Source organism: Cupriavidus sp. 05L310 (genome assembly GCF_056398185.1).
In genome coordinates this window covers 81,117-104,962 of sequence record NZ_JBFTOX010000031.1, presented here as the reverse complement: position 1 = coordinate 104,962, position 23,846 = coordinate 81,117, and the positions used below count along the sequence as shown (strand labels likewise).

Sequence of the window (23,846 nt, the reverse complement as noted above, 5' to 3'; positions counted from 1 at the left end):
TTGCGGCCGTGCTCCCGCACGATGAAGGCGCTGCCGCGACGCTGCCACCCGGCAAGAATCGCCCGGGTGCTGAAGTTGCGATCGGCGATCCACAGTTCGGCCGGCTGGGCCGATGCGAGCAGGGTTTCCATGATGGCCCGCTCCTGGGCGTGCGCATCTTCACAGGGCACCAGATCGACGATCATCGCCGTGTCCGGGTCATAGACCACCAATGACTGCCCTGGCAAGGCCGCACCCCGAAACCCCCGCAATGGTTTCAGGCGCTTTTCGCTCGCCGGCAAATGGCTGCCATCCACGATGCGCAGGCGATAGCCATTCACCGATGGCGGCTGCTTGCGCAACATCGGTTGCACGACCGGCCCCAACCGCTGCGCACTGCCTTGCACCAGGGCACGAACCAGCCCCGGCTCGGTCCGGCTGAGCTTGTCGTACAGCGCGGTGATGGAAACCGGCAGCGCCGGACTGGCCTTGGCTGCCGCATGCACCGACGGGCGCAGCCCCACGGCGACCAGCGACATGATTTCCACCGTCGTCGAGAACAATAACTCCCGCGTGTACTGCGTTTCACGCTCTTGCTCGAACAATTCGTCGATCCAGGCCGGATCAAGGGCGCGTTGCAACCCCAGGCGCGCCATCACGCTGATCGGGCTGTGTTCGAGAAAGCGTTCCACTACTGCGTCCAGTACCACGCCATTGACTCCGGTTTCTGTTCGAGAACACGGAGGGTGCCCTAATTTTCGTCACCTTGAAAGGGGTGGGCATAAGACCGCGATACATGCGGCGGTCCATCGCCGCGCCCTTGTCATTTTCCCACCGCAATTCGATGTAGCGTTCCAGGGCCGCGACTGTCTTCGGGTGGCTCAAATAGATGCAGCGCTGGCGACATCCCTTCGTGATCGAGGCCCGCAAGGTCACCTCTTCGCGGATTTGGCCAGGCGGTTGAAGTACGTCAGCCACCTCGATCCGAGCGATCTCTGACACCCGCATGCCACAGGTGAATCCCAGCAACAGTATGAGCACATCACGCTCCGGGTGCCGGCTGGTGGCCTCCGTCACGCGGAGCAAATGGCGGATCTGGGAAGGCTTGAGGGTCTTGGCGCGCTTGATGTGCATGGTTTCTCCAATCTCGGAATACGCTCGATTTCGAGCTGCATTACGAGAGAGAAACGGCAAGCACTCCTTTCCATCATAAACCGGCTAGTTTCTTGGCGTCCTCGGAAAAATGCCTGTGCGGCGTGACGGCGCCGGCTCGGCCTGGTCGGGCGCGTAGCTTCAACCCACGCGGAAATGCTCGACCGACTGCCCCGCATTGACCGCCCGGTGCAGCCAGGCCGGCATCTCGCCCTGCCCGTCCCATTTCTGCCCTTCGGCGTTGCGGTAGATGCGCGTCGGCGCGGGTGCCGCCGGCGGCGCGTTCTCGGCAAAGCAGCCGGCTGCCTGCAGGTCGGTCAAGGTCAGGCCGTGCCTGGCCATCTGGACACGGATCCACACCGTGGCTGCGGCGCGCTCGATCTCAAGAGACATAGGTATAACGTTTTGGGAGTCGGAAAAGTGCAACGATTTGGGGGCGCACGATCATTCACTCTTGCCGGCATCCCACACCGCCTGCATCGCCTCCATGCGTCGCGCCGCCTCGGTGGTCACGTAGCGCGTGGTGGTATCGAGCGAGGCGTGTCCGGCAATCTGCTGCACCATCTTGAGCGGCGCCCCGGTGGCCAGCGCGTGGGAAATACGGGTGTGGAGGCTGCCAGTGCGTGCTGGCGGCGTGCAGCCGCTTGCCGCACCCGCCACCAAATGCTACCCGCCGCTGTTGCGGATCAGTTCGATGTCTGCCATATCGCGCGTAACCGCCGCCTGGGCCTTCTCCAGGTCGGTCGCCACCCAAACGCCAGCGACGATGCGCTCCGTTAACGAGTTGATGCCGGCCTCTTTTGTTCGGATCAAATCCTCTCTCCTGGGTATCCGAAACACGGTGGCTCCGAAACGTACCGGTTGGCTGGCGACATACATCTCATCGAAATCCATGTCGCCCACCGACGTGAGGATATCGATGTCGGGCGCCATCTCATTCGGGAGCGCCGCCCGCGTACCGGACTTGTGGAGCCGGTCCAGCAGACTTTCCGAACTCGCACCGGCTAGGCCACGTAGGACTGCGTGAACCTGGTTCGGTGTGAATCCAGTAGTGCTCATCCAAACATCCAAGTCATGTGTCGGTCTGAGAATACCAAGTCCCTGCATCGCCTTCCCGCCGATAACCACGTAGCGTGCGCCCGCTTGGTTCATGGCGAGAATGAAGCGGCGCTGCACCTTCGTCATGAGGCCAAGTCTGGTCAAGGGGGCATTCTTCATTGGGCCTTCCCTTCGTGGAAGAACCGCTTCATCGCCGCCATGCGCCGGGCATCCTCGGTAGTGATGTATCGGGTAGTTGTGTCGAGCGAAGCGTGGCCGGCGTTCTGCTGGACCATTTCCAGCGGCGCACCGGCCGCGAGCGCGTGGGAAATATGCGTGTGCCGCATCCAGTGGGTGCTGGCGGCGCGCAGGCGCGCCGCGCCGCGCGCATCCACCAGGTCCAGCTCGCTGGCGCAGGCCTGGAAGAAGCGCTTGATCTGCCGGTACAGCGTGGTGGCGGCCAGCGCGGCTTGCGCGCCGGCGCGATCGGCCTTGGCCCACGGCGCCCGCTCGGCCTGGTCGGTGGCGTGGCCCAGCAACGCGACGCCGCCCGCGATCCGGTTCGCCGCCGGGTCCGCGGCAAAGCCCCGCGCCACCAGGTACCGTCCCAGCGCCTCGATCGCCGCCTCCGGCACCGGCACCCGACGCGGCTTGTTGCCCTTGCCGAGCACGGTCAGCCACCAGCCCTCCTCCCGCGCCTTGGTGCCGCCGCCTTTGGCACCGGGCAGGCTCACCCATTCGAGGTCGTCGGTGGTGACCGACACCACCTCGGACAGGCGCAGACCGGTGGCGTACAGCAGCGGCAGCGCCACCTGCAGGCGTTGGTTGGCCGAGCTTGGCGGCAGCCGCGCGAGGCAGCCGGACACGAAGGCCCATTGCTCCTCGGTCAGGCTGCGGCCCGTGTCCATCTTCGGCTTGACGCTCTTTGGCACATGGATGCCCTGCCACGGGTTGCCGGCCAGGTAGTTCTTGTCGTTGAGGTAGCGGTAGAGATTGGTCAGTATCCGCACCGCCAGGGCTTGCGCCGCTAGCGACAGCGGCCCCTCGAAGGGGCGCCAGACCGGGCTCCAGCGCTCGCGCGAGCGCGGCGCGCACCAGTCCGCCGGGGGCGCCGCGAGGAAGTCACGGTAGGCCAGGCAATCGTCGGTGTCCATCGAGGACAACGGCTTGGCGCGCACCACGAGCGCCCACAGCAGGAAGCGCTCGGCTTCCCGGCGGTAGCCCCGCTGGGTGTGCGACAGGTAGTGCAGCCAGTCCAGCGGACCCGGCAGCGTGGCCAGGTCGCGGCGGCGCTCGCGCAGCCGTGCCACCTGCTCGGGCGGCAGGCCGGCCTTGGAGCGCAGCCAGGACAGCACCGCCTCATAGTCGTTGTGGGCGCCGATCAGGCAGCGCGCTTGCGGCAGGCGGTAGGCGCCGGCGCGGCCATCCAGCTCGGCCGGCAGGATCAGCTTGTCGAGGGGCACCAGCGCGCCCGCGCGGGATCCGCGCGGCACCACCGCCGCGAGCTCGTGCGCATAGCGCTGGCGGCGCGGCACCGCCACGTGGGCGCCGATGCCCTTGCCGAGCGTTTCGGCATGGGTGCGCAGGAAGGCCTCGACCGCGCGGGCCTTGCCGGCCCCGATCGCCGGCAGGCTGCGCGCCCAGCCGCTGCCCAGGCTGTTGATGCGGTCGATCAGGTCGGAGAGCGTGGCCACGCCCGCCGCCTCCAGCCGCGTGGCCAGAGTGTCGGCTAGCCACGCGCGGCAGGCGTCGCCGGCCAGCACCGGCTGCGCGTACTTGCCCTCCAGCCAGTCGACCGCATCCAGCTGCCGGCGCATTAGTGCGGCGCGCTTCGCCTCCCGCTCGAGCGCCCGGCCGAAGCGGGTGCGGTACGCCTCCTGCTGCTCGGCCTGGGAGAAGCCGTCGAGGCCGGCTTCGGCGGCGAAGTCTTCCAGCGACGGCAGGCCCTCGCCCGGGCGCCCGATCTGGCGGAAGTCGACCCGCACCAGCCGGGCCATGCCATAGCGCTCCGCGCGGCCGGCGGCGGCGGCCAGCTCGCCGCGCAGCCAGGCCGTGACACGGCGCACCTTGGGGTGACCAGCAAAGCTCCGTGCGGCGCGGTCCTGCGCCGGCAGTTCGTCGTCCACCCCGCCCGGGCCGCGGGCGGCAAGCTCGGCTTCCGCCTCGATCTCGCCCTCGTCCAGCAGGTAGCGTTCCCACATCGGACGGGCATGCAGGCCCTGGATGATGGCGCGCAGGAAGCCAAAGTGGCCGCGGTGCAGATGGCGTCGCGTGACCGTGCGCCGGCGGCGACGGGGCGCGGCGGCTGGCGGCGCCACAGTGACGGAATCGGTAGGCAACGAGGCAGCCGGGATGGTCGTGGTCATGGTGATGGTGCCGTCAAGTCGCCGCAGCCTGCCAGACCCAGCCGGTGCCTACCAAAAATAGCGGGGTGGCGCGGAGGAAGCCAGTCGCGAACGCCGCCACGCAGAGATTGGCCACCGCTCGATCGCGCGGCCACACCACCACTTCCGCACCGGCCACAGTCCCGGAGTGGTGCTTGGCATTGTGGGCACGGACAGGAAACGCGGGAAAGTCGGCATGTCCGGGATAGCGGCACGCGCGCGCGGGGTCCCGATAATAGAGGCTATCGCTGAAGGCGTGGTAATGGTGTCCCTGGATCAGCCAGACCACCTCGACGCCGGAAGCGTGGTAGCGCAGCGACCGGCGCTCGTACTCCTCCAGCGTCTGCGGCGACAGCTGCACCTCAAAGGCCACCTTCCGGCCCTCGCCCTCGGCCAGCACATCTGCTTCCCATGCCTCGCCCGAGGGCGAAGTCCCACCCTGCTCCGGCGCAGCCCGGTAGCCGGCCGCGCGCAGCCCCCGCACGAGCTCGGCCTTGATCTCCAGATGCATGGGCGACTCCGGCTGATAATTTGGATCGCGCCCGCCCGGCGGGTGCGCGAAGAACTGCAGCCCGCGAATGCTGCGTTTGAGCACCGCGGGCTGGCGGTTGCCCTTCATCACCAGCGTGCCGACGGGCAGGCGGCGCAGCGCAGCCCACGCGTCCGGCGAACAGGAAATGGAATCGATCGGCTCGCCGGTCAGCGTGTGGATAGCGGTCAAGGGCATGGTCGTGGCAGTCTTGGCGACGGAGGAAGGCAGCAGCGCGGCGCGATCTCAGCGCGACGCGCGCTTGGCGAACGCCTGCAGTTCCATGAGCCTGGCTTCCGAGAGCCGGACTTCGCAGCGCAGCCGGTCCGAGGGCGCCATGGTGCGTTTGGCCCCATCGTCGGCGTGCATGGCCCGGGCAAGGTCGGCCTCACTCTCGCATTGCGCCTGGCGGTAGGAGGTCCAGGCGGCCTGCGCGGACGCGAGCAGCTCGCGCCGGCGCGGGTCGGCCGCCTGGCGCAGCGCTGCCAATGCGTTGGCCTGCTGCTGATCTAGGTCACTGCGGGTTGTGGCGAGGCAAGCGGCATCGAAGCGCCACAGCGCGTCCGTCTGACAGTCCGGGACCGCGCTGGCGGCCAGCGCAATGGCCGGCGGCAAGACGGCGGCAATGGCCGCAACGGCGAATCGGGCGGGCAGGAAGCGCATGGTCGCGGGCTCCATAAGGTTGCGTGCGGTCGCGTGACCCGGACCGGGGCAGCCACCGCCCCGGCCAAGGTGGGTGACCAAGGTGGGCAAGGCCTAGCGGGCGATGTGCGCCATTGTAGCGCGAGACGCTTCCGGCGCAAGGGGTCATGCGTACCTTATTTTCGCAGTGCATGATTATTAAGGTAATCATGTACTGGTAAAACGTAAAAACAGATGTCGCCAGGCCCAAGCGCCGTTCGCACACCTGATCCCCTGTGGAAGTCCGACCGCCGATGTGGACGCGGCAGATCTGGCCCAACCGCCACCAGCGCCTTCACCCTGGCCGGGCGGCAGCCACGTGTTGCCCACCGAGGGACGGCTCGTGGCCAACGAACTGCCCGGGCCCGACGGGCGGAAGCGGTTCGGATCCCACCCTGGGTGCCGGGGTGTTTTCCGACGCCCTCCACCGACGCCCCCCTGGCACTCTGGGGTCGATGACGGCCCGCGTGCCGAGTGTCGAGCACAGCCACACCAGGATGGCGACGCGCCGATCGACGGGTGGGGCGTCCGGCGCGCCAACCTGCACCACATCTGCCGGCTATTCGACCTGCCAGCTGCCGAGGCAGCGCTCGCGGTGTCCGTTCTATGACGACTTCCGCGGCGACGCGGAGTCAGCATTGCAAGCTCAATATGGAGCGGGTCATCGAAGAACTTGAGGGGTGTCGCGTCGAGCTGGGATTGGGACCCTTACGGAGGCGTGACGTCGTCTGCACAGGCCGCTTACAGAGCGTCGTGCGACCGGACGGCACCCGATGGGAAGTGACGATGTATTGCCAGCACGAGGTGCTTTGGACGGTACTAATGGGTATCATCGCAACCGCGATGGACAGCACCCGAGTGTCTTGAAATGCCCCGGGGCGAGTCGGCCAGGAGAGGGTCCGGCTGCGGGGGCCAATGGCGTCGGCCTGATGGTGGCCCCGTCGAAGCTCGGGTCGGGTGAGCGGTGGCCAGCCCCGCCAAGCGGCTGCAGTGCCACCCCTCTCTAATCTGCACAACGGCAAAGCCGTTGCCGTCCCCCATCCAGTTCGAGCTCGCTGACTATTCACTTGGTGGCCGGGCCTTCGTCGGCCGGGTCAGGCCGGCGGCGAGGCGAGGACGGCGACACAGGGAGGCCGCGTTTCCGCCGGCGTCCTGCGGTGGTGCAGCCTGGCCTGCCGAGCGGCGGGTTCGCCCCCAGCGCGACGGGGTAACCACGACGCCGAGGACTCGCCCAGAATCGGGGGACAACTCTGCCGACCTGGCTGGCCAGCCGCATCATGCGTCGGCTGGTCAGGTCCGCTTCGTCAAGGGATCAGGGGCAACCTCTGGCCTTAGAAGCACTAGCGAACCACGACCTCAGCGAGGCATACCGCATGGCTTCGACGATGTAGCCGCCCTCTTCGCTCTGGAGATTGTGATGAAGACGGCCCTAGAAAGCCAAAACCCCGCTTGCGCGGGGTTCTGACTCTAATTACGGAGGCACGTCCGGAATCCCGGACCACCCCCGTCTCATAGTGGATTATACCTGATTATCAAGTATCCGTTCAGGCATTTCTATGGTGAGTGTTGAGTGCCGTATCATGGCACCCACACGTCCCTCGTCGCCCTATCAATGCAGAATCACCTCACAGCGCCGCGCCTGGCCACGGTTCAACGCTTCTTCGACAGCCGGTCGAGCACCGATCTCATGGGCAGCTACAGCTGGTGTCAAGCGGTCGCTGCCGCCCTACTGCCCATTCTCGGTGACTTCGAGGTGTCGCTGCGCAATGCGTTGCATCGCAGCCTTTCTCAATTCTACGCCTCGACGGATTCCGCACCCTGGATGTTACCGATCTCCGGGCCCGTTCACGCCGGTGCGCCAGTCCCGAAAACGCCACATTCGATGTCTTCGATCGACAAGAAAGAAATCGAGAAGATCATTGACCGTCGGTCCAAGCGGGGGCGCGCCGTTGGCCACGACGACATTGTTGCCGCACTGTCGTTCGGTTTCTGGGAACAGCTTGTGAACGGCTTAGGTCGAGCAAGTCACCCCAACGGACTGCAGGCGAGAGCGCTGACACTGGCCTTTCCAGCTGCGCCGGCGGGAACGATCTACGCTTCTCAGCAGTTTCGCGAACGTATCGTCCGGCTGCTCCGGGCAGTGCGTGACGTCCGCAACCGGATCGGGCATCACGACGCGATCTGGGCCATCCCTGAATTCGATATGCAGGGCTATCCGGGCTTCATCCCCCGCCGGCCGCGCCACACGTTAATCAGCACCCGATTGTTCGCGTCGCGCATCGCCTGGCTGGCGTCCTGGATCGATCCTGCCGTCGGCAACCACATTCAACGCTCTGATCATTGGGATTGTCTGCAGCGGCTTCTGTCACGCCATGCGCTTGCCACATACCGCCGGCGCGGTGGCCGCGCCGGGAGCTACGACGCGGTGATCGAAGGCAGCGATACGCTCGGTCACATTGGTGCGTTCCATTTCTGAGCTGGCCCAGCCCAAGTTTGGAGCACGGAGTGTGTCGCTCAAAGCCAAGTTGTTCCGGCGATACGCGCCCTGGTGAGCGATACCCGCCCTTCCCTGCCAGCCGTTGATCGGCAGGACGTGCGTTGATCGAAACGGGCAGCCGGAGCCACATTCTATACGAATTTTCAGTATATAACTTTCCACATTTCCGGGCACAGTCCGGCGCATACATTGCTGTTGATAACGGCACCAAGCGGCTGCTGTGGAGCCTGCGATCTGTGCGTTCAAGGTTCTGCAGCCCCTGGCAAATTGGCGCTAGCTCGAGTACGGGCGAACTGACCGAGACTGCGGTCCAAGGCGGCTGTGCGGCTGGCGTTCATACCGTCCTCAGCCGGCCACGCAGGATCGTCCTAGCGGCTGCCAGGTGCTCGTCGATCGCCTTGCGAAGGGGCCTAGTGCGAGGATCCTGGAGGGTCCGTCGCCGGCAGCCGGCTCCATAGGGTGAGCATAACTTCCAGGTGTTCGAGGGCACGTGCCTGTGGCAGCGCGGAGGTCACGCCGTTGGCCCAGATCACCAAGGAGGCTTCGTCAACGCTCCAAGTTGCGCCATAGGCCCGACCCAACGTCATGCCGCGGAGAGCGTCAACCAGCGTGGCCAACCGCTTCATGATAAGAAACAGGCCCGATAGGCGCAGCTGCTTTTCCTGAATCAGCCAGGCCAGGTCCGCTGGAACGGTTTTGACTTGGATTTTCGTGAAACGAGCCGGCTCGGCCGGTCGTTTCTTCGTAGAAGACTGTTGGTGTGTGGGGTTACGTCTCTGATCGGCGCTAGGTCCTTGTCGGCGGGAAGCGTTGAAAGTGCGCTATCGCTCACGTGTTATGCAACCACTACCGGCTTGCTGCGGCAGCCGTCTGCTAGGCCGAGGCGTTGGATGGGCCCACGTCGTGTAGGCCGTTCTGCCAACGCCCTTCAGGTTGGCCGCAGACGGATATGGGGGAGCTACATTCGCGGTTCCATCACCTCCCATGGAGCAGCGGCGCTTGGGCATGTTGGCGCTAGCCTGAGTACCGGCTGACTTACTACTTGCCACATGGCGAGCAGCGACTGTCTTGAGGAATTCGTTGCAAGGACATGAGCGGTCCGCCCGATCACAAAATCTGCATTCTTGGACTGCTAGCACGATGCTTTAAAGGTAGGCGTCCCTGGGCTCCGACTCTTCACATGGGAGGAACGTCATAATCTAGCCCATAGCCCCCGAGATTCGGAAAATGCTTGGTCGCCGCCCTTGCTTGCTGGACTTGTGAACTGGTGCTAGGGGGATTCACCGGAAGTCCAAAGGTCCACGGTTGTCACGTAACAACCGTCAACACGCACAGGGCTCTCAGGGCTCGTGCGCATCTCCGAATCGATACGAAGCAACGGCAAGAACAATTCAGAACGAGAACGTCCATTCAAATCGACGGCTTGATGCGCAAACAGATGCAAACCAATAGGGCCTGGATAACTAAACGCCCAGTTCGTAGTTATTATCCGGAAACGCATGGCGTCGTCCTGAGTGGGCTCCCAGTGGCGGTTGGATAGCTAACGCTGTACGCAAGGCTGTCGGCCCGAGCAATGTTCGTGAAAGCACCAAATTGGTACGGATCGCCGACTCAGAGATTGTTGCAAATCGGATCGATGTGGAGTCCACCGCCCAGGGCCGGTTGTTACGTGACAACTGCCCAAAGCCGGCCCGCCCAGGCGGGCGTGACCAAGTCGATGGATGAGCGTCAGGAAGTTGTTACGTGACAACCACACCCCATCTGTAACACTACTTGCCTCTAAAAAATGTGACGCATAAAATTCCGAGAATATTCCAGGAGCAAGTATGCCCGCATTCACAATAGCAGTTGCGAACCAAAAGGGCGGCGTCGGGAAGACGACGCTTAGCCTAAACTTGGCCTCGGCTTTTCAGGCTGGTGGCAGCGAAGTGGCACTAGTGGATGCGGACCCACAGAACACGTCACTGCGGTGGGCTACGAGCGGCGCGGAGCCCCTCCAAGTTTCGGTCACGAGCCTAGCTCCCGCTGGTGAGAAAATAGGTAACGAGATCAGGAAGCTCCAGAGCAAATATGATCTCATCCTGGTGGACTGCCCGGGCAATCTGGAAGACCCGAGGACGCCAGAAGTACTCAAGGTTGCTGATTTCTGTCTGATCCCCATGGGGCCCTCGCCAGCGGACCTTTTCAGCACCATGGCCATGATTCGTGAAGTAGCAAACGTCCAGCGTCGAGTGAATCCAGAGTTGGCTTCCGCATTGATGCTCAACAACATCAACGGCAAAACTCGAATGCGAGAGGAGATCATGACCCTTCTCCGCGATCAGGACGTAGGAACTTACCTTCTAGCCAGCCAGATCGCGCAACGGGAGATCTATCGACAGATCTTCGCACTTGGCACCACAGCTCACGAGTGCAAGCGCTATATGCGCGGCGTCAAGGAGGCTAGGGCAGAGATTGAAGGCCTCGCCTTAGAACTCTCGCAGTACATCGCTCAATCTCGCGAAAAAAAGGTTGTAAATGAATAAGGAAAATAATCAAAAGAAGGCGAAGCCCGCTGGCAACCTGTCGCTCGCTGCTGGCCTCCTGAAGGGCTTGAACAACGAACGGGCCGCCTTGGACCAGCGCGCTCAACCAGAGGAGAAAGCGCAAACGCCTCTAAGCCCGCGACCTTCCGCAGCAGCCGAGCCAATAGCCGCCATTGCGATCCCCGTGTCCCCGGCGACAGCCAATGGCAATCGCTTTCCTATCCTCATTGCAGATTGCATCTCGAATCCATACAACCCGCGTGAGTTCTATCCTGAATCCAAGGTCCAAGAACTTGCCCTGACACTGCAGCGTGATGGACAGATTGAGGCGATCAAGGTCACCCAATTGCCGCAATACCCGGGCAAGTACGTTCTAATCGACGGGGAACGACGTCTTCGAGCAAAGCGCTCTTTGGGAGAGAAGTTCATTGATGCTGAGTTGCGATCAGACACAACGCCTACCGAACTCTATTCAATCGCCTATCGAGCGAACAATGACCACGAGCGCCAAACCATCTTTGATGATGCAATTGCTTGGCGGCGCGTGCTCGAGGAAAAGGTCTTCGTGGAACAAAACGCGCTAGCGGAGAGAGTCGGTCGGGATAAGGCGTATGTCAGCAAGGTACTGTCGCTGAACGCATTGCCGCGGCCGATACTTGAGCGCATGGCGGAGTTTGCAGATAGGGTAGGGCTCCAGGCCGCCTATTTCATCAAACTGATTTTTGACAAAGCTGGCGAAGAACAAGCGACGCGAAATCTATCTGCCGTAATTGATGGTAAGCGAACCGTAAGACAACTCGAGCTCGCCGTGAGGGATCTTACGACGCCAAGCTCATCCGGCAAGAAGGAGCGAGCCCGCTATCACCAACGATATGACTTCAAAACCGACGGCCAATCTTTTGGTCAATTGAAAACGTTTCCTGATGGGCGAATCAATCTTGAACTCGTAGAGATTCCTGCCACCCAACAGGAGGCGCTTGCCGATAAGCTAAAGGAAATCGTCGAGTCCTTCACCAACGCAAAGCCATCGGCTTCTACTTCAGTCTAGGCTGAGAGTGGCGTCAGTGGACTCCCGCCGGATTGCAACCTGTAGGGCATGTGAACGACAGGTGAACACGCAGCACGCTTATGTCCGGCGCGTTGATGCGAGTTGCCCTAATCCACGTTGGATGGCGCAATTGGAAGGGGCAACGCCGAGCATCTGCCGAGGCGGGGCAGGGGTACGCATGGGCAGCATCAAAGTGCACATTGACGATACAGAATGCTGTTGACGCCGTAGCGCGGGTCCACCTTGAGAAGGTAGCAGCTTACGCCAAACCACCGAAGGGTGTTCGGGTAGCGCATCGTCGGGTGCGATCCAGTCAGGCTTCCCGGCCTCGACATCGGCGAATTTGGCCGCTCTGCCTCTCCTGGCCGCGTACAGCGCGACGCGGATCGGCCCGATGTGCTTGCTCATCGGGTGCGGGTGCGGGCGCTTGATCGACCGCACCGCGACGTCAGCGTCGCGCCGGGTCAGGCTGGCCAGTTCATTACCTGTATGGAGTTCGTAGCTCAGTGCCGCTTCCAGCGCCACCCCCATCTGCTCGGCGGAACGCTATCAGGGATAGGTGACGCACGTCATATTGGCACGGGGGGCGGCGTGCTCGGCCAACTGAGTAACCAGCTCCGTTGCGAGATGGCCCGCACGCGTTCCCTCGAACGAGAGACGCTAGCCCTGAAGCCTTCTGATAACGACAAGCTGAAACTGCGCGATTTCCTCGTGGACCCGCCGCCATCGGAGGCCATTACCCCAAACACACCACAGCCCGGCACAGTAAATTCGCGGTTTCTATCTCTGATAATCTCCGTTATCACATATCAGACCAAGCCGGAGAGACCCATGATTGAACTGCCGACCGCCATCCCCGATGTCGACGTGCTGCTCGCGCTCGAGCCGGAGGAGCTGGCCGCCAAGGTACTTTTCCTGCTGCGAAAACGGCAGGAGGCCATGTTCAACCTGGGCAACCTGCGGATGGAGCTGGGCATGACTGGTCATACCCAGTATCCGCGCCACCGGCTGGATGAAGTCGACCTTGCGCTGGCCGAGGCGTTTGCGTGGCTCGAAGCGCAGGGGCTGCTAGTTCCCGCCGAGGGCATGAACGGGAACAATGGTTTCCGGCATCTGAGCCGGCGTGCGCAACGCTTCGAGAACGAAGCGGCGTTCACCGACTACCAGACTGCCCGGCTGCTGCCGAAGGAACTGCTGCACCCGGCGATCGCCACGACGGTCTGGCTGTCGTTCATGCGCGGCGCCTACGAGACCGCAGCGTTCGAGGCAATGCGGGAGGTAGAGATTGCTGTGCGAAAGGCCGCAAGCTACGGCGACTCCGCGCACGGCATGCCGATGATGAAGAAGGCCTTCAATCCGGAGAGCGGGCCACTCACGGACTATACCGTTGACGTCGCCGAACGCGAAGCCATGCGTGACCTGTTCGCCGGCGCAATCGGGTCATACAAGAATCCGCACTCGCACCGGCACGAGCCGATCGAGAGTCCGCGTGAGGCCATCGAGATCATCCTGCTCGCGAGCCACCTGCTGCATGTCGTCGATGCGCGCGTTGAAGCGATCAAGGCGGCTTCATGAACCAGCTCGTCACGCCCAATGGCATCACCATCGCAGCCGGCGAGCGCGCCGGCGTACGCATTCTCGAATTCTTCGCGTCGGCGACCCGCAACCCGCATACGCGCCGCGCCTATGCGCGCGCGGCGGGCGAATTCCTGACGTGGTGTGCCAGCGCGGGCGTACCATCGATCACGGCCGGTCAGCCGCTGCACGTCGCGGGCTGGATCGAACTGCAGACGCAGACGCTGTCGGCGCCGACCGTCAAGCGGCGGCTCGCGGCGATCCGCCACCTGTTCGACTGGCTGGTCACCGGCCAGGTGGTGCCGGTCAATCCGGCCGCGTCGGTGCGCGGGCCCAGCCACAGCGCACGGCAGGGCAAGACGCCGGTGCTCGAGGCGGCCGAGGCGCGGCAGCTACTCGATGCCATCGACGTGAGCACGCCGGCCGGGTTGCGGGACCGCGCGTTGATCGGGTTGATGGTGTTCTCGTTCGCGCGGTTTGGCGCGGCGCTGGCGATGCGGGTCGAGGACGTCTACGTCCAGCACCGGCGGCTGTGGGTGCGCCTGCGCGAGAAAGGCGGCAAGCGTCATGAGATGCCGTGCCACCACACGCTCGAGGCGTACCTGCACGCGTACCTGGACGGCACCGGCCTCGGCGCGGACGGGAAGGGGCCGCTGTTTCGCACCCTCCGGCGCGGCACCGGCCAGCTCAGCGCGACCCCGCTGCCGCAGGCCAACGCCCATGCGATGATGCGGCGCCGAGCGCTTGCAGCCGGCATTGCCACCCGGATCGGCAACCACACATTCCGCGCCACCGGGATCACCACCTATCTGAAAAACGGCGGCACGCTCGAGAACGCCGCCGCGATGGCGAACCACGCGTCGACCCGCACCACCCAGCTCTATGACCGGCGCCGTGACGACATTAGCCTGGACGAGGTCGAGCGGATCCGTCTGTAGCCATGCGGGGCTTAGTCCAGCAAGCGCCCTAGCGCCCGTCTGTGACCGGCGCTAGGGCTCGCCTATGTTTCCGTCAAGCGCCGTTGCTCTTCAGTCTGCGGCTCACGATCTGATCCAGACGAGTTTCAAGACGAGTCGCTGCTCCTGGTTCGACGGCCCGAGCCGCAGCGACACGACCACTCAGTTCGTTAAGCGAGGAGTCTTGGCCGACTGCGATCGAATCTTGAATCGCCACGATGGAATTATGATGTTTGTTCCGCAAACGAAGCTGGTCACCATTCCGAACTGCGCCAGTGATGATTGCGGCCTTTCCTGGCGGCACGACAGCGTCTTTCGTCGGTTGGGTCCGAAGGCCTTGACGGCTGACCAGAGCTTTGACTTGGAAGAGCATGGTCTTTGTCGCGCGCATACCAGACAGAGTCAGGTCATCAACGTACAGCGTCATCGTCACGCCTTTTGCCGAGCAAAGCTTCTCGATCTCCGCGAATAACTGGCGATGAGTGAAGTAAGAGAGCAACGGGCTGATGCAACTGCCGGTGGGTAGGTGGCCGTCCGCAGTGCAAACCGTTGCCAGCAACCGTGCAACGTCATGAGAACATCCCAAGTCCTTGTGGAAGAACGCCTTGACGTGCTGGTAAGTCGTGCTTTCGAAGAACTTTCGAATGTCCATTGCAACCACTGCACCGCCGCTGCCAACGTGAGCGCGGGCGTTTGTGACGTGCGAGCGCCTCTTGGTCGCTGAGTGCAGGAAATCTGGCCGTTGAATGCTGTCCAGATGCCTAACGATGCGATAGTGAATCCGTAGCGTGGCTTCTGTCGGCTCTTGAATGTGCCTAGGCTCTTTGCCAGGTTTCGCTTGATCGTCGAACCGATTGTACGTTGGGGCCGTGCAGGTCGCTTCAAGATCCTCAACCGGGACGCCGATCAAGGCCGCTAATTTGTGAATGCTCGACAACCGCCAGAGCGGCGATCGCTCGATAGGGTAGCGTGCCGACTTGTTCTTCCGCAACCGTGCACGCCCGACCGTCTTCTCACGCCTATGCGACTGTTTCTTCATCGGCGGCTACCCAGTCGAGGACTTTCAAGATCTTCGCTGCCATCGCAACGCGGATCTTCTCGCTGCGTCGGCCTGAATCCAATTGTTCAGAGAACAGCATCAGGCTTGAGACCGGTACGTCGAAGATGGCGGCGTAGCGATTGAGCAAGTCAATGGTAATTGCGTGGGCCTTCTTACCCGATTCAATCTCCGACAGATAGTTGTTGGAAATTTCCAGACGCCTTGCTAAGTCCTCTTGGGTCATCTGGTGGTATCGGCGAAGGTGGCGTAGAGCCTTATGTAGCATTTGATCGCCTCCATTCAAAACAACTAGGACTAGGCAGGGGTGTCGGCCGTCACCCCGTCACCAACGATCGAACAGCCGCGCTACCGTAACTGCGAAGCGCAGCCATCCCATCAGCAGTGACAGGGTCTTGCGACTCATCAGGACTCGCCTAAGCTTGCCCAAGTTATGCCGCGAAGACTTTCCGGCTGACTGTCGTCCCTGGTTGGGTATGGTCTTTTTAACCATGGTGATTCCTCGTTACCCCTTGGCAAAATTGCTTCGGGACCAGTACGTAACGAGAAGCGAAGAGGGACGACTTTTCCCCTGCCTATCCGTTTCCGCCCGCCGCACCAGGCGGCGGGCGGGGGCGCCCAGAACGCGTGTCCGGGGCAATGTTTGGAGAGTTGCCTCTCCGCAGACCCAGAACAGCAGGTCCGGGTAATGCGCTGGCTTTGTCTTCAATTCCAACCAGATTCCAGTATAGGACAAATTTCGCTGGCAGCGAAATTTATTCGCACTCAGCGAATGCATGCCCTCTGCGATGGGTTCGGCCAAGATGCCGTGTAGTTGGCAGACGGAACCCGAGACCCATCAGGCCATCCGCAAGCTGCCCACCCGTCAAGCGACTGCGGCGCTCAAGCTCTATATCGCCCTTTACGTGCGCGCGTCTGACGCTGAACGACCTGGAGGCGCTCACCGGACTGTCGCGACCGATGGTGGTGGTGGCAGGCCTGCGCCAGTTACGGCAGTTGGACATCATCGAGGTTCTGGAGAAGCGCCCGGCGGGTATCACCTGAAAGCGTATGAAAACGCCCGCTACTGGACCAGGCTGCTGCGCGCCCCCCTGTATGGCCACCCGAGCGCCTACCAGGCCGACTTGCGCGATTTCATGGGCTTTGCAGGCATCGCCCGGGCCGAGGACTTCCGCATCGTCACGCGTGCGCACGTGCTGGCCTGGCGCAAGACGCTGGAGGCGCGCGCTATGCCGCGTCGCGTGGCTTTTGTCGCTTGCTCGCCACAAACGCACTTTTCGCCCAGAAACCCCGCCCATTGTCGTTCCATGTTGGCTAAGATACTATCCATATCATGCAATTTATATTCCAAACAAAGGATGAATGGAAAATGCGCTCACCGCTGGATGCACTCGTAACGGAAAAAGCCCTGCACCTGATCTCTGGTAGTGGGAATGCCGACCTGGCGGACCATCTCGGGCTGACCGATCAGGTCGAGACTTCGGGCCAGATCAAGAACGTTTGCGCGAAGGTCGCAACGGAATTGGCCGAAGAAATCGACGGCATCGTCGGCCTGCTGGGCATCAGCAAGCGGCGATTCCTTGAGGCTGCGATGATTGAAGCCGTTCAAAAAGCGAAGGGCATTCTTGACGCGGAAGGCGTGTGGGAATGGCTGGATGAAAACAAGAGCGCCCACGGCTGGTGCCGAACCGAGGGGAAGATTTGACAATGGCCATGCTCAATGGGACCGTCCAGAATGTCTTTGACACGCCAGAGAAAAAAACATGGAAAAACTCCTCGACGTAGTCATCGCCATTGGCAACTGGTGGGAGAACACGACTCCACGAGACTTGGATCCGGACGAGCTCGTGACGCTGAAGCGATCGGCGCGCTTGATCGCCTTCTATTCGGTCGTCTCTCTCATCCTCTTCGTCCTAGCCTTGTCGGTCGAGCGAGATGGGCCCGAGGCCACTGGCTACATGCTTCCTTTCGCGACGATCCGTGCCTACTTCCTAACGGGGATACTCCTCGCCCCGATTGCATCGATTGGCATGCTCCTGTTTCACCTAGCTCGTGGCGCTTGGGCCTACCGTCGTCTCAACCGAGATTGAAACTGACCTTGGCCACACCACGGAGGACGAAATGATCTCGCCTGGGACGCAGGCGGGTGCGAAATGGCGGCACACTGGAGAACGCCGCCGCGATGGCCAATCACGCGTCGACCCGCACCACCCAGCTCTATGACCGGCGCCCGACAACATCACCCTGGACGAGGTCGAGAGGATCCGCCTGTAGCCATGATGCGACGGGCGGGTGGCCTAAAGCTCCATGCCGATAACACCAGTTATCGGCATGGAGATGAGGGGAAAAAAAGCCACCCAAGGGCGGCGTTTTGTGGTCTTGGGTCCTGGCTTACTGCCGGAACTCGTACACCGGCTCGCCGACGGGCGCGGCCTGTGCGTCCGCTACGCGCTCCAACGCCTCCAGGGCGTCGAGCTGCGCCGCCAGGCTGCCGAGCGGCTCACCCACCAGCCGGTACACCTTGCGCAGATGATCTGGCCGGATATACCAAGGGCCCTTACTGCAATCAAATTGCAAGAATCCCTTGCCCCGGGGCCCAGGTCACCAGTCGTGACACGGGCTGTAATGGTCCGGATAGGGGTTCGAACTTTGCCCCGGCCCGAAAGGGCGCAGACTTCCGCGAAGTAGTAGCTGGCGCGGGCTGGAAGTCGCATGCCGTGCGCAAGAAATGGAACGCCCCAGTGCCATCACCGCGCAGCTGGGGCGTTAGGACGTTTGACCCCTCTTGGGCCGTCCAAGCCAGCGAGCCGCCGCTGAACTGGGCCGCCTTATCGTTACCAATTTTGGCGGAAAGGCCTATTTGTTGTCCTCTCTGGCATTCCTGGTCAGAGGTGCCGCAAGCGCTGCGATTCTCACCGTGCGCTCGTCTTCTTCGCTGAGGGGGTCGCCATAGTAAAGCTTCTCGACGGTGTCGAGTAGGTCCGAGACAGCACCATATTCGCAGCCAGCATCCTCGAAGAACTTAAGCCTCTTCGCATCGTCATCATCTATGCGCACGGATTCGCGAGATGTTGGAAGCGATCCCGCCGATTGCGCAATCCCTTGTTGAAGATCCTTCAGCAGATTGCCAGCCGATTCGTTTAGCAGCGTATTTGGCACTGCGAGCTCGATTAGTACGCCTAGCGTATGCGTGAACCAATCAAGGTCCGTTCCATAAGCTGGCATGGCGTGAACATCGGCGATATAGCGTACTGCATGAGCGATCACATCGTCGCTTTCGCGCTGGGTTCGGACGAAATCCTGATGGCCCTCGGCAATCGCATAGAATCGGCTCGCGAGCATTTCGACGACGTCACTGGAGTTACCACCGTTTTTCCAGAGAACTTGCTTCGCCAGGTATTTGCAGGACTCCAGCAAGTCTTGATCGGGAAAACTATTTCCAACGTTCATTATTCTGTCTCAGTTCGTCCAAATAGTCCGCCCAGCGCTGCATGAGGTCGCGGCGTTAATCGAGCCACTGTGTGCGATTGTAGGCGCGGCCCAAGCTGTCGCGAACTTCATGGGAAAGCTGCAATTCAACTATTTCCGCAGGGATCTGCAGTGCTTCGATGGTTAGTGTACGCGCTGTCGCTCGCCATCCGTGGGGTAGGGCGGTAACTGCAGCTTAGGCTGCGTCGATCGCTGCACCGCCATTCACAACAAAGCTCAAGAGATCCTCTGCGGAAGGATCGCCCCAGGTATCAATTACAAGCCAACTGAAAAAGCTTGTCTCAGCGAGCTTTGTCGAGCGCTTCCCGGCGATAATCTTAAGATTTTTGGTATCGACCGTTCCATTGTAACGATCGATGAGAACAGCCTGGTCATCAATAGAAAGCTCGTTGAAGTACTCCCTGGCTCGAGGGATCTCGGAAGCAATGTACCGCGCTCGCACGTCACTGGTTGTGACCTTCTTGCGAGGCTGTGGCTTTGCGGGATCGGCAGTCTTAGTAGTCGGTGCCTGCCAACCTGACTGCAATGCCTTCCTGAAATACGCCGCTTCATTGTCTAGCGAAGGGGCGTTTTTCTTCGCTTTCCTAGCGCGAGTATATTCGATGGCGGAATTCACACGGTCTTCGCCATACTCAGCAATCAGCTTAGCAGCCTCTGAGCGCGGCACCTGAAGTTTTGCCACTTCGTCTAAAAGAGCAATCTCTTTTTCGTTGACGTCCGGTTTAGCCTCAGCCTTACGGTTTACCTTGAATTGAATAGCGACAACTGATCGGCCGTTCTTGTGTTCAACGAGTTCTAACAGATGATCCGAAATTTCATTCACTTCTCGGACGCAAGGGACGATCACCTTACTCTTGAAGGCTTTGTATTCCGCATAGGATTGTGTTCCATTGTCGAGGCCTAGGATCAGTTCCCGAAAGGTCTGCAATGGGAACTTTGCGGTAATTCCGATGGCTTCATAGCGCACCGTGTTTTCCCAGAGCGCCAAGGAGTGGGCGCGGCGGAACTGTCTCGTTATGCGCATATCAATAAGCGCATATATTTCTGGATTCAGAAGCTCTGTCCGTATCTGATCCGAGAAGGAATAACGAAGCTTAGGACCTTCGATTTCTGCTCCGGCGAGCAAACCGGATGACTTCCATATGTTTCGTTTGTCCGGCGTAAGAAAGTCCCAGTTCACTACAGTGCTGATAAGCGAATTCAGCGTGTCCTTGACGTACTGGCTGTTGTTGCTATTAAGTCCGATATCATTTGAAAGGCTGCCGGCTGTCATTTCGAAGAGCGTCCGACCCTCATTCTCTTCGTTTTGGCTGATCGCATTCTTGATTAGCGAATTGAACATCTTGCGCTGCTGGAGCGAGATGATGCCGGACCGCGGGGCGATGTGGATTGCTTGAACAGCTTTTCGGAATGGCTCAGGGGACTCTACGGTCTGGAAGAGGGCGATTTGAGTGTCCGTAGGCGGTGTGCGATTCTGTCTGGCCATCGATGTGGTACCGAAAAGTCCGCCATAGGTGTAAAGGCGCCGCGATCATATTACACCTTGGTACCTTCAATATCAACGTCGAAGTACACCTTAAGGACCGCTGCGATCCTGCGCCGTGTTTGTGGTCAATCGTGGGGCAGTTTCACCTGTACTGTCCGGCAGATTCTCTCAGTCATCGGACCGAGCCAGTATACGTAGTTGGTTAGGGCAGGAGCGGGAGGCTATAGCAGTCCTGGTTGAGGCTGAACCATCCCATAGACCGGTACCTATGCCCGTGTTTGAGAGGCTTTTCAGAAGACACCTGCCGTTTACGTGTTTACTTAACACTTTATTACTTTAGTAAACCTTTAGAGCCTGGAGAGCCGCATAAACAAAGGGTTTCCAGCCCGATAGGTACCCTGCTATGGGGTGAAGGTACCCAGAAATGGGAGCTGAGGTATGTGGATATGGGACTGACGGTACCTTCCAATGGGAAGAAAGGTATGTGGATATGGGAGACAGGTCCCCGTTTATGGGAGCTGCTCGCCGGCCTGAAATTTGGCAAAAGGTACCCGTTTATGGGGGCGCCCTGAAGGCTCCTGAGGTACCCGCCTATGGGAGAACTCGTAGGTAGCCGGCTATGGGATCGGTTTTGGGGTGAGTATCGACTTCCTTTTGGGGACCCAGGCGCCGATAGGTACCCACCTATGGGACTAATTGCTCCGGGGATGGTAAGTCGTGTTCCATGAGCGCCAAACGTCCGCAAACCTAGCGTAGACAAGGCTTCGCGGGATTGCTTATGCCCCACAAGTCATCGCGGGGAAGGCCGTCCACAAATTAGTTCAAGCAGGTTTAGGTGCCGGCCTATGGGATTGTGACTCGGCACTCCCCCAACGTAAGTATGTGACCACTGTTGCTGAAACAGGCGAAATTACATGAGGGCTGGCGGTCGCCATGGTGGAAAGGTACCCGGCTATGGGAATTTCAGTCCTTTGAGCACTGCCGCCTTACCATAGACGGGTACCTTTGGCCGCAGCGAAAGGTACCCTGTTTTGGGATGAACTTAGGTGGAATGCAACGCGCCGGCGTTGTCGTGTGAGTGACTGTCTGGATGCGCGGTGGTATCGGGAAGTAGTGGATGATGCCCTATAAGGCACTTCGGACGCGGTTTTGGGGTGATTCGCTCAGCCCTCGGAAACGCGCATGGGGAAGCTCGGGGAGCAACAAAGGATGCCTATCGGCAGTCGGCCCGCGATCGCCGCATCTCGGGCGCGTACTCTCCCGTTGCCGGGTGTGTACGGGACATGCACCCTCCTCCAGTGAGGGCACCGTTCCGGCAAAAAAAAAAGCCGACCCCGTCGGGTCGGCGATGTGCAACAGGGGACTCTTGTCGTTAGGAGAGATTTGCCGGGCGAGAAGTGCCCGTACATCACTTTAAAGGTACGTGAGCCTGCCGGGCGACACTGAAGAAGCCGCGCCACCAGCAGCACCAGGCATCCCAACGGCTGAAACACTCGCCGTAATGCGCGGCCGCCTCTTCGCTCTCGCAAAGCGCCCGGTGTGCCTCATCGGTCGCTCGCATTAGCAGTGCTGAAATCGATCTCATCAAATCTAGCTCCTTGCTGGGCAAGTGCGCGGCGGTTTGGCTGCCGGCGCCCTTACGTTGTCTCGCCAAGGTTTATGCGGCAACCCGCAGATGCGATGCCCTTAGCCATAGGTCGGAATAGTCTTCGCCCTCATTCTTCGGCACGTGCAAGCGCACGCCGAAGCCCCCGGTGACCAGTCTGGCCTTCAGCAACTCGGCATAGTGTTCACCTGGTCGCCAGCCGTGCTTCGGGTCGAGCGGATCCCGGTCGGCGCAGATGATCACCTCATCGAAGCGATCCCGCGGGATGTCGGCAACGGCGAGGTTCCCGGCATTCACCAAGCACCAGACCTCGATGCGATTGCCAGTGGCTGCCACAAGGGCCAGGCCGGTTTCGATACCTTCGCAGACGATGACCTTCCGGCTCCCGGTAGTCGGACAATTCAGACGGATGGGTGCGCCGGCGAGCTTCTGGGGACTTGCCATCTGCTTCTTCACATCTGCGAATGGCGCCTTGTAGCCATCTTTGCTCAGGTAAGTGCGGTGGAGCGTGACCGGTGCCCCATCTGCGCGCCTTGCCCTGGCCAGCATGACCGGCCAGTCGCCACGATTCACCGGCTTGCCTTCATCGTCGGTATCCCAGTAGGCCATGGCCGGGTGATACCGAAGATCGGGCGAGAGCCACGCGAGTTGCAGGCCGGGCACCCGCCGGCTGAGGTAGGCCCACACTGGCGAAGTCTCCGTGATGGCCACCGAACCTGACCAGGCCGCGTTCAGCTTTGCGCGCTTCTTTCTGGCCTCGGCTTCCACCTTCGCCGTGAGGCTGCGCTCGTCGTTGCGGGCGGCTGGCCTCCCTACCGGGCGACAGCATGCATCGTCCTTCAGGAACTCAAGCGCATCGCGATCGCTCATGCCAGTGAATGCGCGCAGGAGCGTGTAGCCATTGCCGGCGCCACAGTGGTTGCAATAGTAGGTGCCGGCGTCATCCTTGTTGTCAAAACGGAAGCGGGTCTTGCCCCCACAGAGAGGGCAGGGTCCTTGGCGCTTCGATAGATATTTCACGTCGAGTTGGGCGCGCGTGAGCACCTTCACCCAGTCGATATCTTTAAAGTTCAAGCTCATCGTGTTCTCCTGCCTCGGAAAGGCAATTCAAAAGCGGAGAGACCACTGCTGAGGTGCAGAGGCTTTTCTGAAGCGCAGCGCGCATCAGGAAAGCCCCCGTGAGGGGGGAGGGTTGAAGAAGCAGCGGGTAGGCCCCGAAGGGCCTGCCGCACTGCGCGTCAGCGCCGGAACGGAATGCCGTCAAGTGCCTTACAAGGCGCGAACGGAATATCGTCATCCATGTCCTCGAAGCCGCCGCTACGCGGCGCGCCACCACCGCCATAGCCACCAGACTGCTGCCTGGGCGGCGGTGATGGGGGCGGCGTGCGGGCGCCACGACTGCTGGGTGCTGCGGCGCCGTTCTGCCGGCCGCTGTTGTTGGACGCGCGTGCCGGCGCACGCTGGGCTTGACTGCCGTCGCCCTCATCATCACCGCTCGACGCGCCCGTTGAGCGGCTGCCCAACATCTGCATCTGCTCGGCCACGATTTCGGTGCTGTACTTTTCCACGCCTGCCTGGTCCGTCCATTTCCGGGTGCGGATGCGCCCCTCGATGTAGACCTGCGAGCCCTTCTTGAGGTACTGACTGGCGATCTCGGCGAGCTTGCCGAAGAACGCGATGCGGTGCCACTCGGTGGCCTCCTTCATCTCGCCGCTGGTCTTGTCCTTGTAGCGATCAGTCGTCGCCAGCCGGATGTTGCTGACGGCGTCTCCGCTGGGCAGATAGCGGGTTTCCGGATCTGCACCCAGATTACCGACGAGAATGACCTTGTTGATGGATGCCAT

Annotated in this window: 22 protein-coding genes and 1 pseudogene; 8 read left to right on the top strand and 15 right to left on the bottom strand. The window is 61.3% G+C overall.

The window, feature by feature from the left end:
- The 8 genes from AC1DS6_RS22685 to AC1DS6_RS22650 all read right to left on the bottom strand — a co-directional run.
- Positions 1 to 635, bottom strand: a 635-nt coding sequence (locus AC1DS6_RS22685) for a transposase (RefSeq protein ID WP_477103190.1), incomplete at its 3' end; no start/stop codon positions are given.
- Positions 604 to 1,113 carry a tyrosine-type recombinase/integrase gene (locus AC1DS6_RS22680; protein ID WP_477103187.1) on the bottom strand — a complete coding sequence of 170 codons (510 nt, stop codon included), beginning with the start codon at positions 1,111 to 1,113 and terminating at the stop codon, positions 604 to 606. The genes AC1DS6_RS22685 and AC1DS6_RS22680, both read right to left, overlap by 32 nt.
- A gap of 159 nt (positions 1,114 to 1,272) precedes the next feature.
- Complete coding sequence (locus AC1DS6_RS22675; protein ID WP_477103186.1) at positions 1,273 to 1,524, bottom strand: H-NS family nucleoid-associated regulatory protein; 252 nt, start codon at positions 1,522 to 1,524, stop codon at positions 1,273 to 1,275.
- Between the two features lie 51 nt (positions 1,525 to 1,575).
- Positions 1,576 to 1,791: a hypothetical protein gene (locus AC1DS6_RS22670; protein ID WP_477103185.1), complete on the bottom strand. Its 216-nt coding sequence runs from the start codon at positions 1,789 to 1,791 to the stop codon at positions 1,576 to 1,578.
- Positions 1,792 to 1,797: 6 nt separating this feature from the next.
- Positions 1,798 to 2,349: a hypothetical protein gene (locus tag AC1DS6_RS22665; RefSeq protein ID WP_477103184.1), complete on the bottom strand. Its 552-nt coding sequence runs from the start codon at positions 2,347 to 2,349 to the stop codon at positions 1,798 to 1,800.
- On the bottom strand, positions 2,346 to 4,535 hold the full coding sequence (locus AC1DS6_RS22660) for a phage integrase family protein (RefSeq protein WP_477103183.1): 2,190 nt from the start codon (positions 4,533 to 4,535) through the stop codon (positions 2,346 to 2,348). The genes AC1DS6_RS22665 and AC1DS6_RS22660 overlap by 4 nt, the downstream gene beginning before the upstream one ends.
- Positions 4,536 to 4,548: 13 nt before the next feature.
- Entirely contained in the window at positions 4,549 to 5,274 is a 726-nt protein-coding gene (locus AC1DS6_RS22655) for a competence protein CoiA family protein (RefSeq protein WP_400094966.1), read from the bottom strand.
- A gap of 54 nt (positions 5,275 to 5,328) precedes the next feature.
- Entirely contained in the window at positions 5,329 to 5,745 is a 417-nt protein-coding gene (locus tag AC1DS6_RS22650; RefSeq protein ID WP_400094968.1) for a lysozyme inhibitor LprI family protein, read from the bottom strand.
- Positions 5,746 to 7,375: 1,630 nt separating this feature from the next.
- Between AC1DS6_RS22650 and AC1DS6_RS22645 the strand changes: the two genes are divergently transcribed.
- From AC1DS6_RS22645 to AC1DS6_RS22625, 5 genes are all read left to right on the top strand, one after another.
- A complete protein-coding gene (locus AC1DS6_RS22645) occupies positions 7,376 to 8,239 on the top strand; it encodes a hypothetical protein (RefSeq protein ID WP_477103182.1) in 864 nt (287 codons plus the stop codon).
- Between the two features lie 1,847 nt (positions 8,240 to 10,086).
- Positions 10,087 to 10,785: an AAA family ATPase gene (locus AC1DS6_RS22640; protein ID WP_477103181.1), complete on the top strand. Its 699-nt coding sequence runs from the start codon at positions 10,087 to 10,089 to the stop codon at positions 10,783 to 10,785.
- The gene (locus AC1DS6_RS22635) at positions 10,778 to 11,833 is read left to right on the top strand and encodes a ParB/RepB/Spo0J family partition protein (protein ID WP_477103180.1); all 1,056 of its coding nucleotides are present in this window, start codon (positions 10,778 to 10,780) and stop codon (positions 11,831 to 11,833) included. Before AC1DS6_RS22640 ends, AC1DS6_RS22635 begins: the two co-directional genes overlap by 8 nt.
- A 396-nt stretch (positions 11,834 to 12,229) precedes the next feature.
- Positions 12,230 to 13,408 carry a TIGR02391 family protein gene (locus AC1DS6_RS22630; protein WP_477103179.1) on the top strand — a complete coding sequence of 393 codons (1,179 nt, stop codon included), beginning with the start codon at positions 12,230 to 12,232 and terminating at the stop codon, positions 13,406 to 13,408.
- Positions 13,405 to 14,346, top strand: a complete 942-nt coding sequence (locus AC1DS6_RS22625) for a tyrosine-type recombinase/integrase (RefSeq protein ID WP_477103178.1) — start codon at positions 13,405 to 13,407, stop codon at positions 14,344 to 14,346. Before AC1DS6_RS22630 ends, AC1DS6_RS22625 begins: the two co-directional genes overlap by 4 nt.
- 73 nt (positions 14,347 to 14,419) lie before the next feature.
- Here AC1DS6_RS22625 and AC1DS6_RS22620 read toward each other — a convergent pair whose 3' ends face one another.
- Positions 14,420 to 15,403 (bottom strand): reverse transcriptase family protein, encoded by a 984-nt coding sequence (locus AC1DS6_RS22620; RefSeq protein WP_477103177.1) that lies wholly within the window; start codon positions 15,401 to 15,403, stop codon positions 14,420 to 14,422.
- Complete coding sequence (locus AC1DS6_RS22615; protein WP_477103176.1) at positions 15,384 to 15,689, bottom strand: helix-turn-helix domain-containing protein; 306 nt, start codon at positions 15,687 to 15,689, stop codon at positions 15,384 to 15,386. The genes AC1DS6_RS22620 and AC1DS6_RS22615 overlap by 20 nt, the downstream gene beginning before the upstream one ends.
- A 1,065-nt stretch (positions 15,690 to 16,754) precedes the next feature.
- On the opposite strand from AC1DS6_RS22615, the gene AC1DS6_RS22610 reads away from it, so the two are divergent.
- The 3 genes and pseudogenes from AC1DS6_RS22610 to AC1DS6_RS22600 all read left to right on the top strand — a co-directional run.
- Positions 16,755 to 17,126 (top strand): hypothetical protein, encoded by a 372-nt coding sequence (locus AC1DS6_RS22610; protein ID WP_477103175.1) that lies wholly within the window; start codon positions 16,755 to 16,757, stop codon positions 17,124 to 17,126.
- 58 nt (positions 17,127 to 17,184) lie between these two features.
- A complete protein-coding gene (locus AC1DS6_RS22605) occupies positions 17,185 to 17,511 on the top strand; it encodes a hypothetical protein (RefSeq protein WP_477103174.1) in 327 nt (108 codons plus the stop codon).
- A gap of 56 nt (positions 17,512 to 17,567) precedes the next feature.
- Positions 17,568 to 17,695, top strand: a pseudogene (locus AC1DS6_RS22600) (tyrosine-type recombinase/integrase); the annotation flags it as partial.
- A gap of 117 nt (positions 17,696 to 17,812) precedes the next feature.
- Here AC1DS6_RS22600 and AC1DS6_RS22595 read toward each other — a convergent pair.
- From AC1DS6_RS22595 to AC1DS6_RS22575, 5 genes are all read right to left on the bottom strand, one after another.
- Positions 17,813 to 17,998: a hypothetical protein gene (locus AC1DS6_RS22595; RefSeq protein WP_477103173.1), complete on the bottom strand. Its 186-nt coding sequence runs from the start codon at positions 17,996 to 17,998 to the stop codon at positions 17,813 to 17,815.
- 279 nt (positions 17,999 to 18,277) lie between these two features.
- On the bottom strand, positions 18,278 to 18,871 hold the full coding sequence (locus AC1DS6_RS22590; RefSeq protein ID WP_477103172.1) for a hypothetical protein: 594 nt from the start codon (positions 18,869 to 18,871) through the stop codon (positions 18,278 to 18,280).
- Between the two features lie 214 nt (positions 18,872 to 19,085).
- Positions 19,086 to 20,396 carry a RepB family plasmid replication initiator protein gene (locus AC1DS6_RS22585; RefSeq protein WP_477103171.1) on the bottom strand — a complete coding sequence of 437 codons (1,311 nt, stop codon included), beginning with the start codon at positions 20,394 to 20,396 and terminating at the stop codon, positions 19,086 to 19,088.
- 1,657 nt (positions 20,397 to 22,053) lie between these two features.
- Entirely contained in the window at positions 22,054 to 23,082 is a 1,029-nt protein-coding gene (locus tag AC1DS6_RS22580; protein ID WP_477103170.1) for a DUF7146 domain-containing protein, read from the bottom strand.
- Between the two features lie 158 nt (positions 23,083 to 23,240).
- The gene (locus tag AC1DS6_RS22575; protein ID WP_477103169.1) at positions 23,241 to 23,846 is read right to left on the bottom strand and encodes a single-stranded DNA-binding protein; all 606 of its coding nucleotides are present in this window, start codon (positions 23,844 to 23,846) and stop codon (positions 23,241 to 23,243) included.

Coding starts and splice junctions, on each gene's coding strand:
- AC1DS6_RS22675 (WP_477103186.1), bottom strand. CDS start 1,524: ATGTCTCTTGAGATCGAGCGCGCCGCAGCCACGGTGTGGATCCGTGTC.
- AC1DS6_RS22650 (WP_400094968.1), bottom strand. CDS start 5,745: ATGCGCTTCCTGCCCGCCCGATTCGCCGTTGCGGCCATTGCCGCCGTC.
- AC1DS6_RS22620 (WP_477103177.1), bottom strand. CDS start 15,403: ATGAAGAAACAGTCGCATAGGCGTGAGAAGACGGTCGGGCGTGCACGG.
- AC1DS6_RS22580 (WP_477103170.1), bottom strand. CDS start 23,082: ATGAGCTTGAACTTTAAAGATATCGACTGGGTGAAGGTGCTCACGCGC.
- AC1DS6_RS22660 (WP_477103183.1), bottom strand. CDS start 4,535: ATGACCACGACCATCCCGGCTGCCTCGTTGCCTACCGATTCCGTCACT.
- AC1DS6_RS22610 (WP_477103175.1), top strand. CDS start 16,755: ATGCAATTTATATTCCAAACAAAGGATGAATGGAAAATGCGCTCACCG.
- AC1DS6_RS22640 (WP_477103181.1), top strand. CDS start 10,087: ATGCCCGCATTCACAATAGCAGTTGCGAACCAAAAGGGCGGCGTCGGG.
- AC1DS6_RS22625 (WP_477103178.1), top strand. CDS start 13,405: ATGAACCAGCTCGTCACGCCCAATGGCATCACCATCGCAGCCGGCGAG.
- AC1DS6_RS22605 (WP_477103174.1), top strand. CDS start 17,185: ATGGAAAAACTCCTCGACGTAGTCATCGCCATTGGCAACTGGTGGGAG.
- AC1DS6_RS22635 (WP_477103180.1), top strand. CDS start 10,778: ATGAATAAGGAAAATAATCAAAAGAAGGCGAAGCCCGCTGGCAACCTG.
- AC1DS6_RS22575 (WP_477103169.1), bottom strand. CDS start 23,846: ATGGCATCCATCAACAAGGTCATTCTCGTCGGTAATCTGGGTGCAGAT.
- AC1DS6_RS22645 (WP_477103182.1), top strand. CDS start 7,376: ATGCAGAATCACCTCACAGCGCCGCGCCTGGCCACGGTTCAACGCTTC.
- AC1DS6_RS22615 (WP_477103176.1), bottom strand. CDS start 15,689: ATGCTACATAAGGCTCTACGCCACCTTCGCCGATACCACCAGATGACC.
- AC1DS6_RS22590 (WP_477103172.1), bottom strand. CDS start 18,871: ATGAACGTTGGAAATAGTTTTCCCGATCAAGACTTGCTGGAGTCCTGC.
- AC1DS6_RS22665 (WP_477103184.1), bottom strand. CDS start 2,349: ATGAAGAATGCCCCCTTGACCAGACTTGGCCTCATGACGAAGGTGCAG.
- AC1DS6_RS22680 (WP_477103187.1), bottom strand. CDS start 1,113: ATGCACATCAAGCGCGCCAAGACCCTCAAGCCTTCCCAGATCCGCCAT.
- AC1DS6_RS22585 (WP_477103171.1), bottom strand. CDS start 20,396: ATGGCCAGACAGAATCGCACACCGCCTACGGACACTCAAATCGCCCTC.